Below are 14,326 nucleotides of genomic sequence, written 5' to 3'. Positions count from 1 at the left end.
GGTCTCCTGCGGGCTCGCGGGCCTGCCGGGCTCGGCTACGATCGCCGGCGCTTTGCGCTGCTTCGCCAGCGCTTACGCGTCACCCCCGACGGCGCCCTCGCCGACGCTCGTGCGCGCCGACTCGAGCCGCTTGCGCGCCCCGAGCAGCCACTCGTCGCGTCGCGCGCCTCCTCGTACGAGAGGGAGGCGCGCGACGAGCTCATTCAGGTGGTCGGCCGCCTCGAGCAGGGCGGAGCGACCCTCGAGGAATCGCTGATGCTCTGGGAGCGCGGGGAGGCCCTCGCGTCGCGCTGCGAGGAGTGGCTGCTCGGGGCGCGCAAGCGGCTCGAGTCGGCGCGCACGAGCGTCGGCGAGGGCGCCGTCGGGGGTGACGCGTAAGCGATGGCGAAGCAGCGCAAAGCGCCGGCGATCGTCGCCGAGCTCGGCAGGCCCGAGACCCCGCAGGAGACCGCGACGCGCAAGGCTCGCGACAGCCGCCTGTACCGCGAGCGCAAGACGGTGAACAACCTCGTCTTCTCGCTGCTGGTGAGCCTCGGACTCGTGCTCGTCATCTTCCTCATGGTGCCCCGCGGCACCGGGGGGTTCGCCGAGCACGAGGTGAACGTCGCCTCACTCGCCTCGGAGGCGGCCCCGAGCGCCGGCCGCGAGCTGGCCGCGCCCGAGGTGCCCGAGGCCTGGAAGGCCAAGCAGGCGGAGCTGCGCGGCGGCGACGGGGTGACCGCCTGGCAGATCAACTACACGACGGTCGACGAGGCGACCGGCGCCGAGGCGTACGCCGCGGTGGCGCAGGCGTTCACACCCGACGGCGCCCCCGTCGACGAGGTCTGGATCGCCCAGCAGCTCGAGCAGCAGGCCCCGACCGGCAGCGAGACCCTGGGCGGCCTCGACTGGATCGCCTACGACCACACCGACCGCGACCCCGACAGCTCGAACGTGCTCTTCGCGCTGCAGGCGCAGCACGGCGACGACACGATCCTCGTGTACGGCACCGACTCGCCGGCGACGCTGCGCCTGCTCGCGACGGAGGTCGCCGAATCACTCTCCGAACCGAAGGGAACCGAATGACCGCCCCCAGAGTCACGCCGCAGCAGGCGTGGGACGCACTCGTCGCCGGAAACCAGCGATTCATCGACGGCGGGCCGCAGCACCCGCGGCAGGACGTCGAGCGGCGCCACGAGCTGACGAAGGGACAGGATCCCGATGCCGCGCTCTTCGGATGCTCGGACTCCCGGCTGGCGGCCGAGATCATCTTCGACGCCGGCCTCGGCGACCTCTTCATCGCCCGCAACATGGGGCACGTCGTCGCGGAGTCCATCACCGCGTCCATGGAGTACGCCGTCGCGAACCTCGGCGTCGCCGTGATCGTCGTCCTCGCCCACGACTCCTGCGGCGCGGTCGCCGCGGCCATCGGGCAGATGGAGCAGGATCCCGCCGCCGTGCCGACGGCGGTCGGGAACACGCTCGCGCCGATCCTGCCCTCCGTGCAGGAGCTCTGGCTGCGCGAGCACCGCGACACGCCCTACGTCGACGCGTCGTCCATCGACCCTGACGCCGTCGGCCGGGTGCACCTCGCCGCCACCGTGAACCAGCTGCTCCGCAGCTCGCGCATCATCAGCGACGCCGTCGCCGCCGGCCGACTCGGCATCGTCGGCTGCCAGTACCGGCTGTCCGAGGGCCGCGCCGTCGCCGTGAGCGCCGTCGGCCACCTCGACATCGCCGGAGCCGAGCCGGTCGCCGCCTGACGCGCGGCTCCGCCACGAACCTCTCCGACCCACGAGCAGTATCCACGACACGAAGGATGATTGTGACCGAAGATCGCAGCGCCACGGGCGCCGAGACCGAGTACCGCATCGAGCACGACACGATGGGCGAGGTGCGGGTGCCGCAGCACGCCCTGTACGCCGCCCAGACGCAGCGCGCCGTCGAGAACTTCCCCATTTCGGGCTCGGGGCTCGAGCCCGCGCAGATCGTCGCGCTCGCGCGCATCAAGCGCGCGGCCGCCATCGCGAACGGCGATCTCGGCATCCTCGACGCTCCGGTGGCGCAGGCCATCGTGGCGGCGGCCGATGAGGTCATCGCGGGCGACCACCACGACATGTTCCCCGTCGACACGTACCAGACCGGTTCGGGCACCTCGTCGAACATGAACATGAACGAGGTGCTCGCGACGCTCGCCACCCGCCACCTCGGCGCACCCGTGCACCCGAACGACCACGTCAACGCCTCGCAGTCGTCGAACGACGTGTTCCCCACGTCGGTGCACATCGCCGTGACCGGCGCGCTCATCGAGCAGCTGAAGCCGGCGCTCGCGCACCTCGCCGAGGCGTTCGAGACGAAGGCCGAGCTCTGGAAGACGGCGGTCAAGTCGGGCCGCACGCACCTCATGGACGCCACCCCCGTCACCCTCGGCCAGGAGTTCGGCGGCTTCGCCGCGCAGATCCGCTACGGCATCGAGCGCATCGACGCGGCGCTCCCCCGCGTCGCCGAAGTGCCCCAGGGCGGCACCGCCGTGGGCACCGGCATCAACACGCCGCTCGGCTTCCCCGAGAAGGTCATCGCCGAGATCGCGCAGTCGAGCGGGCTGCCCATCACCGAGGCGCGCAACCACTTCGAGGCGCAGGCCAACCGCGACGGGCTCGTCGAGGCCTCCGGCGCGCTCCGCACCATCGCGGTGTCGCTCACCAAGATCAACAACGACATCCGCTGGATGGGGTCGGGCCCGAACACCGGTCTGGCCGAGCTCCGCATCCCCGACCTGCAGCCCGGCTCGTCGATCATGCCCGGCAAGGTCAACCCGGTCATCCCCGAGGCCGTGCTCATGGTGTGCGCGCGCGTCATCGGCAACGACGCGACGATCGCCTGGGCCGGCGCCTCGGGCGCATTCGAGCTCAACGTGCAGATCCCCGTCATGGGCACCGCACTGCTCGAGTCGATCCGCCTGCTCGCGAACGCCTCGACGGTGCTCGCCGACAAGACCATCGCGGGCCTCGAGGCGAACCTCGAGCGCGCGGCGGCACTCGCCGGCATGAGCCCCTCCACGGTGACGCCGCTCAACCGCCTCATCGGGTACGAGGCGGCCGCGAAGATCGCGAAGCACTCGGTCAAGAAGGGCATCACGGTGCGCGAGGCCGTCGTCGACCTCGGCTACGTCGAGCGCGGCGAGGTCACCGAGGAGGCCCTCGACCAGGCGCTCGACCTGCTGTCGATGACCCACCCGGGCGTCGCCCGGTAGCGCGATCGCGCACGGTCGTCGGGCCCGGGATCGCACTGCGCGATCCCGGGCCCGACGCCGTCCGCCCGGCGGAGTCGGCGCGGCCGGCACGACGACGGCCGCGCCGCTGCCTAGGATCGACCCATGACCTCATCCCCTCCCGACTGGCAGTCCCGCGTCGACGACGCCTGGAACGACCCGCTGAGCACCCCGGCCCAGACCGTCGCGCGCATCGCGGCGCTCGTCGCCGAGCTGCCGCACGACGACCCCCGCGGACCGTTCGAGCTCGGGGGCGCCTACGATTCGGCCGGATCGGAAGCCGCCGCCGCGGAGCAGTACGAGCGCGCCATCGCCCTCGGCCTCGCCGGGCGGGCGCGGGCCGAGCTCGACATCCAGTACGCCTCCACGCTGCGCAACCTCGGCCGCGCCGAGGAGGCCGTGGCCGTTCTCGAGGCGAGCAGCGGCGATCCCGCGCTCGGTGCGGCGCGCGCCGCGTTCCTCGCACTCGCGCTGCACTCGGCGGGACAGCCCGGGGCCGGTCTCGCCGTGGCGCTCGAGGCGATCGCCCCCGCCCTGCCGCAGTATCAGCGATCGGTGCGCGCGTACGCGGCCGACCTGCGCCGGCGCGAGAGCGGCGCGCAGCACGACCCCGCCACGAACGGCGCCGATGCCGGAAGCAGTACCCCGACATGATGCCCGCCGGAGTTCCCCGCGACGGGGTGCGCGCGCTCGCGTTCTCGGCAGCGGCCTCGGTCGCACGGACGTTCGGCTGGCACGACGTGCACGAGCGCGTGAACCGGCCGCTCATGGAGCTCGCGGAGATGCAGCCGGTGACCGCCGCGTGGTGGCGGGAGCGCCGCAAGCAGCCCGGCACCTTCGGGTACCTCGCCCTCGGCGACTCCACGGCGCAGGGCATCGGCGCCTCCGTTCCCGGCCGCAGCTACGTCGGGCAGCTGCTCGACCGCATCGAGGCGCGCACCGGCAAGCACGTGAAGGTGGTCAATCTCGCGGTGTCGGGGGCGACGACCGCGCTGTGCGTGCGCGATCAGCTGCCCAAAGCAGAGCAGGTGCTCGCCCGCGGGCCCGAACTCGTGACGATCGACATCGGCGCGAACGACATCGCCGACTGGAACCCGGTGCGCTTCCACCGCAACATGGCGCGGATTCTCGGGGCGCTGCCCGCGCACACCGTCGTCGGCGAGCTCCCCTGCTTCCACCTGCCCTGGAACGAGCGGAAGGTACGCGAGGCGAATCGCATGATCCGCGCCATCGCCGCGGGTCGGGGCATGCGCGTCGTGCCCCTGCACGCCGCGACGCGGGAGCGCGGGGTGCACGGCGTGCTCACCGAGTTCGCCGCCGACGCGTTCCACCCGAACGATCGCGGGTACGAGGTCTGGGCCGACGCCTTCTGGCCCCTCGTCGAGCAGCGGATCACCGCCGTCGCGTAGCCCCGACGCCGGCGCGCGTCGGCGGTCGATGGGCGGCGAGCCGGCGCCCATCCGCCGACCCTCCGCCCATCGGGCCCCGCGCTACGGGGTGTCGAGCAGATCCGTGACGAGCGCCGCGATCTCGCTCCGCTCCGACCGGGTCAGCGTGACGTGGCCGAAGAGGCGGTGCCCCTTCAGCTTCTCGATGACCGCCGCGATGCCGTCGTATCGGCCGACGCGCAGGTTGTCGCGCTGCGCGACGTCGTGGGTGAGCACGACGCGCGAGTTCTGCCCGATGCGGCTGAGCATCGTCAGCAGCACGCCCCGCTCGAGCGACTGCGCCTCGTCGACGATCACGAACGCGTCGTGCAGCGAGCGGCCGCGGATGTGCGTGAGCGGCAGCACCTCCACGAGATCACGCGCCACGACCTCGTCGAGCACGTTCTGCGACACGATCGAGCCGAGGGTGTCGAAGACGGCCTGCGCCCAGGGGTTCATCTTCTCCTGGTGGTCGCCCGGCAGGTACCCGAGATCCTGACCGCCCACGGCGTAGAGCGGGCGGAACACCATCACCCTGCGGTGCTGGCGCCGCTCGAGCACCGCTTCGAGCCCCGCGGCGAGCGCGAGCGCCGACTTGCCCGTTCCCGCGCTCCCGCCGAGCGAGACGATGCCGACCTGCGGGTCGAGCAGCAGATCGATCGCGAGGCGCTGCTCGGCGCTGCGGCCGGTCACCCCGAACACCTCCCGGTCGCCGCGCACCACGTGCATGGAGCGATCGCCGTCGACCCGGCCGAGCGCGGAGCCCCGCGGCGACGTGAGCACGAGCCCCGTGCCGAAGGGCAGGCCCGCAGCGGCCTCGACGTCGTCGAGGCGCTCGTCCTCCCACAGCGCCCGCATCTGCTCATCGTCGAGCGGCACGGAGGCGACGCCCGTGTACGCGTCGTCGCGGGCGAGCTCGGCCCGGTACTCCTCGGATCCGAGGCCCAGCGCCGCCGCCTTCAGACGCATCGGCAGATCCTTCGAGATCACCGTGACGTCGAGACCGTCGGAGGCGAGGTTCTGCGCCACCGCGAGAATCCTCGTGTCGTTGTCGCCGAGCCGCATGCCGCTCGGCAGCCCGTCGAGGCTCGTGTGATTGAGCTCCACCCGCACGGTTCCGCCCGCATCGCCGACGGGCACCGGGATGTCGAGCCTGAGGTGCCGACCCCGCAGCTCGTCGAGGATGCGCAGCGCGCGCCGTGCGAAATAGCCGAGCTCGGGGTCGTGGCGCTTCTTCTCCAGCTCCATCACGACGACGACGGGCAGCACGACCGAGTGCTCGGCGAAGCGGAAGAGCGCTGCCGGGTCGCTCAGCAGCACGGACGTGTCGAGCACGTAGGTGCGCAGCTGCTGCTGGGTGCCGCCGATCGGATCGGACGAGCTCGACGACCGGAGCGCTGCGGCCCGATCGGTCGTCGACGAGGGAGCATCCGGTTCGGTGACGACCGGAGAGGGTGTTGCGGAGTGACGGATCTCGGCCACGATGGCTCCTCTGCACCGGGGCAGGGCCCCGACTCAGCGAGTTGGCCAGTGGCTCCGAGGTGGTGACCGACCGGCCTCCTCGATCGGGCACCCTGCCCGATGCGTCACACGCTACGCCGACCCCGCCGCGGTGCGCCACGCGACACGCATATCGATCCGTGAACGATGGATGTACGGTCGGGCAACGGCGCGCGTCCCGCCGCCGACCGGTGAGCGGTTGTGGAACTCCCACAGCGGGCTCGGCAGGGCGCTCGCGTCGGGTATTCTGAGAGCTGCGATATCGCAGCCCGGGGTGGGGGGTGTCGGCACTCCCCCGACACGCGACGAACCCCTGCGGCGACACTGTGACGAAGAAGGAGCACCGCTTGCGCACGATCGACTGGGTCGACGGGGCCATCGAACTCATCGACCAGACGCTGCTCCCCCAGCGGGTCGAGGTGCGCCGCATCACCGAGCTGCCCGAGCTGATCGACGACATCCAGCGCCTCGCGGTGCGCGGAGCCCCGGCGCTCGGCGTCGCGGGAGCGTTCGGCGTCGCGCTCATCGCGGCGTCGGTGCAGGCGTCGCGCGGAGAGGACGAGCTCGACCGCGACGAGGTGCGCCGCCAGGCCGCCGTGCTGCGCGAGGCCCGGCCGACCGCGGTCAACCTCTCCTGGGGCGTCGACCGCGCCCTCACGCGCCTCGACGAGGGGGCCGCGGCCGTGCTCGACGAGGCGATCCGCATCCGCGACGAAGACATCGCGGCGTGCATCTCGATGGGCCTCCGCGGGGCCGATCTGACCCGCGAGCTGGCCGGGCAGGATCGCGTGAGCGTGATGACCATCTGCAACACGGGCAGCCTGGCGACCGTCGAGCGCGGCACGGCCCTCGGCGTGATCCAGACGCTCCTCGAGCAGGACTCGCTCGTCGAGGCGCTGCCGCTCGAGACGCGCCCGCTCCTGCAGGGCGCGCGACTCACCGCCTGGGAGCTGCAGCGCATGGAGGCGCCCTTCCGGCTGCTGATCGACTCGGCCGGGCCGTTCCTGCTGTCGCGCGGGATCGCGGACGCCGTGTTCATCGGCGCCGACCGCATCGCCGCCAACGGCGACACCGCCAACAAGGTCGGCTCGTTCTCGCTCGCCCTCGCCGCGCGGCACGCGGGCGTGCCCTTCATCGTCGTCGCCCCCGAGTCCACGATCGACATGCGCACCGCGAGCGGCGCCGACATCGAGATCGAGGATCGCGGCGTCGACGAGGTCGCCGGCTTCGGCGGCACCCGTACGGCGCCCGCGGGCATCGACGCCGTGAACCCCGCGTTCGACGTCACCCCGCACGACCTCATCACGGCGATCGTCACCGAGCGCCGCGTGATCCGCCTCAGCCGCGGCGAGACGCTCGCAGACGTGTCGCTCGAAGCGCTCCGCTCGTAAGCTCATCACCAACCCCTTCCGTTCGAAAGGAACACCCATGTTCTTCACCAAGCGCCGCGCCCGCGCGGCACTCGTCGCGGGCGCGGCTTCGGCCGCCCTGCTCCTCACCTCCTGCTCGGGTGGCGGCGGCACCGAAGAGGCGGCCGCCGACGGCCCCAGCTTCATCTACATCACCAGCGACCCGATCGGCCAGAACGAGTTCCTGAAGTCGGGCAAGATCGGCATCGAGTCGGTCGCCGAGGAGTTCGAGGGCACCGCGAAGACCTTCGAGTCGAAGGACGACGCGACGCGGCGCTCGAACCTCGAGGCCGCCATCGCGGAGGCCCCCGAGGTCGTCGTGATGCTCGGGTTCCAGTTCGGCGACGTCGCCAAGGAGCTCGCGGAGCAGAACCCCCAGCAGAACTTCGTGCTCATCGACACCTTCGTCGACGGCGCCCCCGACAACCTGTACCAGGCGACCTTCCGCGAGCAGGAGCCGTCGTACCTGCTCGGCATGGAGGCCGGACTGCTCACGGAGGCGAACAAGGTCGGCTCGGTCATCTCGGTCGACAACGAGCTGCTGCAGAAGTACTCCGACGGGTTCGCCGAGGGCGCCAAGAGCGTGAACGCCGATGTCGACACGGTGGCCCCGCAGGTCATCGGCGGCGACAACCCGTTCGCCGACCCGGCCCGCGGCAAGGAGCAGGCGCTCGCGTTCGCCTCGAGCGGCGTCGACCAGGTGTTCGCCGTGGGCGCCGCCTCGAACGGCGGCATCATGGAGGCAGCCGCCGAGAAGGGCTTCTCCGCCTACGGCGTCGACGCGAACCAGTGCCCGATCGCACCGGGCTCCGTCGTCGACGGCACCGTCAAGTCGGTGAACCGCGTCGTCGAGACCGTGGTCGGCGAGATCATGGACGGCAAGAGCTCGAAGGACGCGACGAGCTCCTTCGGCCTCAAGGAGGAGGGCATGACGATCGTCAGCCTCACCGAGGACGCCGCCGACTCGCAGTGCACCATCATGGAGAACGAGGACGTGCTCGAGCAGGTGACGCAGGCGCGCGACGACATCGTCTCGGGCAAGATCAAGGTCACCGACCCCCTCGCATAACCCCCTCCCGCCGGTCGAGCCGAGCGCTCCGAGGGCGAGACCCGTTCCGCAGGACCCCGGGTCTCGCCCCGCAGCGCTCGCTCGACCGGCGGGCGTCATGCACCACCAAGAGAAGGAATGCGGATGGTCGCCGAAGTCTCCATGCGCGGGATCACGAAGCGCTTCCCGGGCGTACTCGCCGATGATCACGTCGACTTCGAGGTCGAAGCCGGCGAGATCCATGCGCTCATGGGCGAGAACGGCGCCGGCAAGTCGATCCTGATGTCGCAGCTCGCGGGCGTCTACCAGCCCGACGAGGGCGAGATCTTCATCCGGGGCGAGCGCCGCACCTTCGCGTCGCCGCTCGACGCGATCGACGCCGGGATCGGCATGGTCTTCCAGTCATTCAAGCTGTTCCCATCGCTGACGATCGCCGAGAACGTGGTCTTCAGGAGCGAGCCGAGGAAGCGCGGCCTGATCGATCGCAAGGAGGCGAATCGAACGGTCGCGGAGATCGCGGAGCGCTACGGGCTCTCGCTCGATCCGCAGGCCCGCGTCGACTCGGTGCCCGTCGGCGTGCTGCAGCGCGTCGAGATCGTGAAGGCGCTCTACCGCGAGGCGCGCGTGCTGATCCTCGACGAGCCGACCGCCGTGCTCACGCCGCAGGAGACCGAGCGGCTCTTCGACGTGCTCCGCGCTCTGAAGGCCGACGGCCGCACCATCATCCTCATCACCCACAAGCTCGGCGAGGTCATGGCGATCTCCGACCGCGTCACAGTGCTGCGCGACGGCCGCAACGTCGCCCAGCTCGTCACCGCGGAGAGCTCGCCCGACGAGATCACCCGGCACATGACGGGGCGCCACGTCGACCTCACCACGCCGCCGCCGGCCCATGCGCCCGGCGAGGTCGTGCTCGACGTGCGCGGGCTGACGGTGCCCGGCTCGGGCGAGCGCGACGCCGTCTCCGATGCGAGCCTCTTCGTGCGCCGCAACGAGGTCGTGGGCATCGCGGGCGTGGCCGGCAACGGCCAGGTCGAACTCGCCGAGGCGGTCATCGGCATGCGCAAGACGAGCGCGGGCGCCGTCGCGGTCGCGGGCCGTGACCTCAGCGCCGCGTCCATCGCGCAGCGCCGCGACGGCGGCATCGCCTACATCCCTGAAGACCGGCACGCCGTCGGCAGCGCGGGAGGCGCCGATGCCATCGAGAACCTCGCGCTCGGCCACCACCGCAGCGCTCCGCTCCTCAAGCGCGGGCTGCTCTCCCGATCCGCCATGCTCGATCACGCGAAGCGGCTGATCAGCCGGTTCGGAGTGAAGATCGCCGGACCGACGACCCGGGTGGGCACGCTCTCGGGCGGCAACCTGCAGAAGGTCGTCGTCGCCCGCGAGCTCGACTACGGCTCCCCCGTGCTCATCGCGGAGCAGCCCACCCGCGGCGTCGACATCGGCGCGATCGAGTCGATCCACCGCGAGCTGTGCACCTACCGCGATACCGGCGGCGCCCTGCTGCTCATCTCCGCGGAGCTCAGCGAAATCATGTCGCTCTCCTCGCGCATCGTCGTGATGTTCGAGGGGCGCATCGTCGCCGAGGTGCCGCAGACCGAGGCGAGTGAGGCGCTGCTCGGCCTCTACATGGCGGGGCACGAGCCCGAGGAGCGGCACCGCCCGGGCGCGTTCGACGCCCTGCGCGACGCTCACCCCGCCGCGGGCGGGCCGCGCACCGACGTTTCCGAGAAGGGGGCCGCACGATGAACGCCGCACGCAAGGCGGGCCGCTGGCTCTCCGGCCCCATCCCGGTCTCCGTCGTCCTGGCACTGCTCATCGGCGCCTGCTTCATGATCATCGCGGGGGTCGACCCCGTGAGCGGCTACGTCGCCATGCTCCAGGGCTCCTTCGGCACGGGATCCGGACTCGCCAACACGCTGCAGCGCGCCGTACCCATCATCGGGATCGGCATCGCCATCGCCATCGCCTTCCGCGCGGGCGTGCTGAACCTCGGCACCGAGGGGCAGGCCGGCCTCGGTGCGCTGACGGGCGGCATCGTCGCCGTCTACGTGCCCGGCCCCGCGATCCTCATCGTGCCGCTCGCGTTCATCGTCGCGATCGCGACGGGCGCCGCCTGGGGCCTCATCTCGGCCCTCCTGCAGAACCTGCTCGGGGTGCCGATCCTGCTCTCCACGCTGCTGCTCAACTACCCGGCCCGGTACTTCTCGTCCTGGCTCATCCGCTTCCAGCTCAACGATCCGAGCACCGACCTCGTCGCGACGCAGCAGCTGCGCCCCGAGGTGCAGCTCGGCATGCTCGTGCCGAAGGACTCGGCATTCGCCGACACGCTGCGCTCGACGTTCGGGCCGACGAGCCCCATCACGGCCGTGCTCACCGGCGTCAACTGGTCGATCATCGTGCTCATCATCGTGATCGCCGGAGCGGTCTTCGTGAATCGTCGCACCCGATTCGGGTTCGAGTCGGGGCTGAGCGGCCAGAACGCCGAGTTCGTGCGCTACGGCGGCGTCAAGCCCGGGCCGCTCGTCACCCGCACCATGGCGCTCTCCGGCGGTCTCGCCGGCCTCTTCGGGGTGATGCTGATCATCGGCGCCCCGAGCACGCGCCTCATCGAGGGCTACTTCGTGCAGACGAACTACGCCTTCACCGCGCTGCTCGTCACGCTGCTCGCCCTCTACCGCCCCATCGGCACCGCGATCGCGGGCCTCTTCTTCGCCGCGATCATGGTCGGCAGCGACGCCATGGGCCGCGAGCTGGGGCTCTCCCCGCAGATCGCCGCCGTCATCCAGGCCCTCGTCATCGTGCTCCTCGCCTTCCGCGTCGCGCTGCCCCGCATGCGCCGACGCGGCGCGAACGGTGCGAACGGCGCCGCTGCGACGGGCGAGCCGGTCGGCGAACCGCCGCTCACCGAGCACGCGCTCGCCGAACCCCACGCCCCCGTGCCCGGAGCACCGCAGCACGCACCGACCGCGACCGGCGCCGACACGAAGGAGTCGGATCGATGAACTTCCTCGATCTCTTCGACCAAGACCTCATCGGCTCCGTGCTGCGATCGCTCATCCCGATCCTGCTCGCAGCCCTCGGCGGCATGATCGCCGAGCGCGCCGGCATCTTCAACATCGGCCTCGAGGGCATGATCCTCGTCGGCGCCTTCGCCGGCGTCGCCGCGTCGTTCTTCACGCACAGCTGGCTGCTCGGCGTCATCGTGGCGATGGTCGCGGGCGCGCTGTTCTCGCTGATCCTGGGCTACGGCGCGGTGTACCGCAAGGGCGACCCGATCGTGCTCGCCGTAGCGATGAACATCCTCGCCGTCGGTATGACGAGCTTCCTGCTCGTCGCGATCTTCAACGTGCAGGGCGTGTTCCAGGACCCCGGCATCGTGGGCATCCCCGTCTGGCGCATCCCCGTGCTCGCCGACATCCCGTGGATCGGGCAGCTCTTCGCGCTCACCCCGCTCGGGTACCTCGCCCTCCTGCTGGTGCCCGCGCTCTGGATCGTGCTCTTCCGCACGCCGCTCGGCCTGCGCCTCCGCGGCGTCGGCGAGCGGCCGCTCGCCGCCGCCACGATGGGCGTCGACCCGCAGCGCTACCAGCTGGGAGCGGTGATCGTCTCGGGCGCCCTCGCCGGCCTCGGCGGCGCGCAGCTCGCCCTGGGCAACGTCGTGCAGTTCACGGAGAACATGTCGGCCGGGCGCGGCTGGATCGCCGTCGTCGCCGTCATGCTCGCCCGGGCGCACCCCGTGGGCGTGCTCGGCGCCGCGCTGCTCTTCGGATTCGCCGACGCCATCGGGTTCCGTCTGCAGTCCTTCGGCCTGCCCCAGCAGCTGACCGACGCCGGCCCCTACGTGGTCACGCTCATCGTGCTCGTGCTGCTGAGCAAGCGGTTCCGCAAGACCCGCGAAGCCGCGCTCGCGTGAACGACGAGCCGCGCACGCGGGCGGGCCTCGACGGACCGCGGCTGCCGCCCGAGGCGGCGCGATGGGTGGAGCGCCTCGCACTCGAACCGCTCGAGCACGAGGGCGGGCTCTACCGCCGCATGCACCTCGACGAGCACTCGAGCGCCATCTACTACCTGCTCGCCGACCCCGACTTCTCGGCGCTGCACGCCCTCGCCTCGGTCGAGGTGTACCACTGGTACGCCGGCGACCCGCTGCGCCTCCTGCTGCTGCACCCCGACGGCCGCGCCGAGGAGCGCCTGCTCGGGCCCGATGCCGACGCCGGCCAGCTGCCGCAGCTCGTGGTGCCGCCGGGCGTGATGCAGGGATCGTCGTCGCTCGGATCGTGGAGCCTCGTCGGCACCACGATGTCGCCGCCCTTCGCGTGGAACGGATTCGAGCTCGGCGAGCGCGCCGCCCTGTGCGAGCGCTACCCCGACGCGTCGGAGCGCATCGCCGAGCTCACACGCCCGGCTGACGAGGTGTAGCCGCGTGCAGCTCCGAGGCCGGCGCGGGCGACGGTGCGTCGCCGGCCGACCGCATTCGCCGCGGCGCGAGCTGCGGCTGGCGATCCGCGCGGAACTGCCCGCACACCGCGAGCACCGCCACCGCGATCGCGATCACGATCCACCCCGAGACGCCGAGGGGCATCGCCAGCGCGGGGTCGAGCGGCGAGTCAGCCGCGGCGAGCACCACGATCACACCCGCCGAGGCGTTCAGCGCGCCGTGCCCCACAACCGCGGGCCACACCGAACCGCTGCGCAGCCGCGACCAGCCGAGCAGCGCTCCCCAGGCGATGCACCCCGCCGTCATCAGCGCGACGCCGCGCCAATCGGTGAGGCCGAAGTTGTAGCCGAGGAGGATGAGGGGCGAATGCCACAGGCCCCACACGGCGCCCGAGACGAGGATCGCGGGCCACGTGCCGAGCGGCAGGAGCGCGGGCAGCAGCCAGCCGCGCCACCCGATCTCCTCGCCGAACGCGAGCACGCTGTTGACCAGGGCGCCGAACGGCACCATCACGAGCTGCAGCGCCACGAGCAGACCGACGGGCGGCATCGTCGCGCGTGCGAGGTCGGCCGTGTCGTCGTCGAGCGTCGCGAGCTGCGCATCGAGCGTCGCCTGGAACCCCGAGAAGTGCGCGAGATCGAGGCGCACCCACCCGAAGAGCGCGGAGACGCCCACCGCGGCGAGCACCACGAGGAGCGGCGCGAACAGAGCCGCCACCGTGAACCAGACGACGCGGCGCGCCGGGCGGAGCGGCCACATGCCGAGGAAGCGCAGCCGCTCGCGTCGTGGAGCGCGGGCCGCGAAGAGCATTACCACCGTCGCGATCGCCGGGGTGAACATCATCGCGGCGGCGAGCAGCCCGAACCACAAGCCGTAGTCGGGCGCGTCGGGGTCCATGCGCCAGAGCGGCAGCGCCACGAGCCACGCGAGGCCGCAAGCCACCACGGTGAAGAGCGCCACCGCACCCCAGGGTACGCGCGCCACGCGGTCGGGGCGCGGCGCGCGAGCGCCGTCGCTCACGCCCTCAGCGCCCACCATCTCGATCGACTGCGCAGATTCCGGTGACACGCACTCCCCCTCCCACTCGCCTGACACCCTAGCTCACGGGCCGGGTCGGCCGCTCCTCGGGAGCACGGCCCGCCACCCGGGCACCAGCGAGCCCAGCGCGGCGGGCCGGGCTCCCTGTCCCTTATCCACATCTGACCCTGCCGGCGATGTCAGCCCTTTCACTCTCGATTGCTCCACATG

At 71.8% G+C, this 14,326-nt stretch carries 14 protein-coding genes; 12 read left to right on the top strand and 2 right to left on the bottom strand.

What is annotated here, in order from left to right:
- Window positions 1–57 precede the first annotated feature (57 nt).
- The 6 genes from NS354_RS13945 (at window position 58) to NS354_RS09405 (ending at window position 4,659) form a co-directional block, all read left to right on the top strand.
- The gene (locus NS354_RS13945) at window positions 58–378 is read left to right on the top strand and encodes an exodeoxyribonuclease VII small subunit (protein ID WP_430736002.1); all 321 of its coding nucleotides are present in this window, start codon (window positions 58–60) and stop codon (window positions 376–378) included.
- A 3-nt stretch (window positions 379–381) separates the two neighbouring features.
- Complete coding sequence (locus tag NS354_RS09425) at window positions 382–1,065, top strand: DUF4245 family protein (RefSeq protein WP_058594259.1); 684 nt, start codon at window positions 382–384, stop codon at window positions 1,063–1,065.
- Window positions 1,062–1,742 (top strand): carbonic anhydrase, encoded by a 681-nt coding sequence (locus tag NS354_RS09420; RefSeq protein WP_058594258.1) that lies wholly within the window; start codon window positions 1,062–1,064, stop codon window positions 1,740–1,742. Before NS354_RS09425 ends, NS354_RS09420 begins: the two co-directional genes overlap by 4 nt.
- A gap of 62 nt (window positions 1,743–1,804) precedes the next feature.
- Complete coding sequence (locus NS354_RS09415) at window positions 1,805–3,232, top strand: class II fumarate hydratase (RefSeq protein WP_275934824.1); 1,428 nt, start codon at window positions 1,805–1,807, stop codon at window positions 3,230–3,232.
- Window positions 3,233–3,355: 123 nt separating this feature from the next.
- On the top strand, window positions 3,356–3,904 hold the full coding sequence (locus NS354_RS09410) for a tetratricopeptide repeat protein (protein WP_058594256.1): 549 nt from the start codon (window positions 3,356–3,358) through the stop codon (window positions 3,902–3,904).
- Window positions 3,901–4,659, top strand: coding sequence for an SGNH/GDSL hydrolase family protein (locus NS354_RS09405; protein WP_241490464.1), 759 nt, complete (start codon window positions 3,901–3,903; stop codon window positions 4,657–4,659). Before NS354_RS09410 ends, NS354_RS09405 begins: the two co-directional genes overlap by 4 nt.
- Before the next feature lie 81 nt (window positions 4,660–4,740).
- On the opposite strand, the gene NS354_RS09400 is transcribed toward NS354_RS09405, so the two are convergent.
- Complete coding sequence (locus NS354_RS09400; RefSeq protein WP_430736001.1) at window positions 4,741–6,159, bottom strand: PhoH family protein; 1,419 nt, start codon at window positions 6,157–6,159, stop codon at window positions 4,741–4,743.
- A gap of 299 nt (window positions 6,160–6,458) precedes the next feature.
- Between NS354_RS09400 and mtnA the strand changes: the two genes are divergently transcribed.
- The 6 genes from mtnA (at window position 6,459) to NS354_RS09370 (ending at window position 13,059) form a co-directional block, all read left to right on the top strand.
- Window positions 6,459–7,568, top strand: a complete 1,110-nt coding sequence (mtnA, locus tag NS354_RS09395; protein ID WP_345994180.1) for an S-methyl-5-thioribose-1-phosphate isomerase — start codon at window positions 6,459–6,461, stop codon at window positions 7,566–7,568.
- 37 nt (window positions 7,569–7,605) lie between these two features.
- Window positions 7,606–8,655: a BMP family ABC transporter substrate-binding protein gene (locus NS354_RS09390; protein WP_058594255.1), complete on the top strand. Its 1,050-nt coding sequence runs from the start codon at window positions 7,606–7,608 to the stop codon at window positions 8,653–8,655.
- Window positions 8,656–8,778: 123 nt separating this feature from the next.
- On the top strand, window positions 8,779–10,386 hold the full coding sequence (locus tag NS354_RS09385; protein WP_058594254.1) for an ABC transporter ATP-binding protein: 1,608 nt from the start codon (window positions 8,779–8,781) through the stop codon (window positions 10,384–10,386).
- Complete coding sequence (locus NS354_RS09380; RefSeq protein WP_058594253.1) at window positions 10,383–11,642, top strand: ABC transporter permease; 1,260 nt, start codon at window positions 10,383–10,385, stop codon at window positions 11,640–11,642. Before NS354_RS09385 ends, NS354_RS09380 begins: the two co-directional genes overlap by 4 nt.
- Window positions 11,639–12,553 carry an ABC transporter permease gene (locus NS354_RS09375; protein ID WP_058594252.1) on the top strand — a complete coding sequence of 305 codons (915 nt, stop codon included), beginning with the start codon at window positions 11,639–11,641 and terminating at the stop codon, window positions 12,551–12,553. Before NS354_RS09380 ends, NS354_RS09375 begins: the two co-directional genes overlap by 4 nt.
- Complete coding sequence (locus NS354_RS09370) at window positions 12,550–13,059, top strand: cupin domain-containing protein (RefSeq protein ID WP_058594251.1); 510 nt, start codon at window positions 12,550–12,552, stop codon at window positions 13,057–13,059. The genes NS354_RS09375 and NS354_RS09370 overlap by 4 nt, the downstream gene beginning before the upstream one ends.
- Here NS354_RS09370 and NS354_RS09365 read toward each other — a convergent pair.
- Entirely contained in the window at window positions 13,034–14,146 is a 1,113-nt protein-coding gene (locus tag NS354_RS09365) for a CPBP family intramembrane glutamic endopeptidase (RefSeq protein WP_241490459.1), read from the bottom strand. The two genes, NS354_RS09370 and NS354_RS09365, sit on opposite strands and share 26 nt — an antisense overlap.
- Between the last annotated feature and the right edge of the window lie 180 nt (window positions 14,147–14,326).

Source organism: Leucobacter chromiiresistens (assembly GCF_001477055.1).
GTDB classification, from domain to species: Bacteria; Actinomycetota; Actinomycetes; order Actinomycetales; family Microbacteriaceae; genus Leucobacter; species Leucobacter chromiiresistens_A.
Note: the sequence above shows the minus strand (reverse complement) of the source record. Positions and strands in the feature narration are given on the sequence as shown.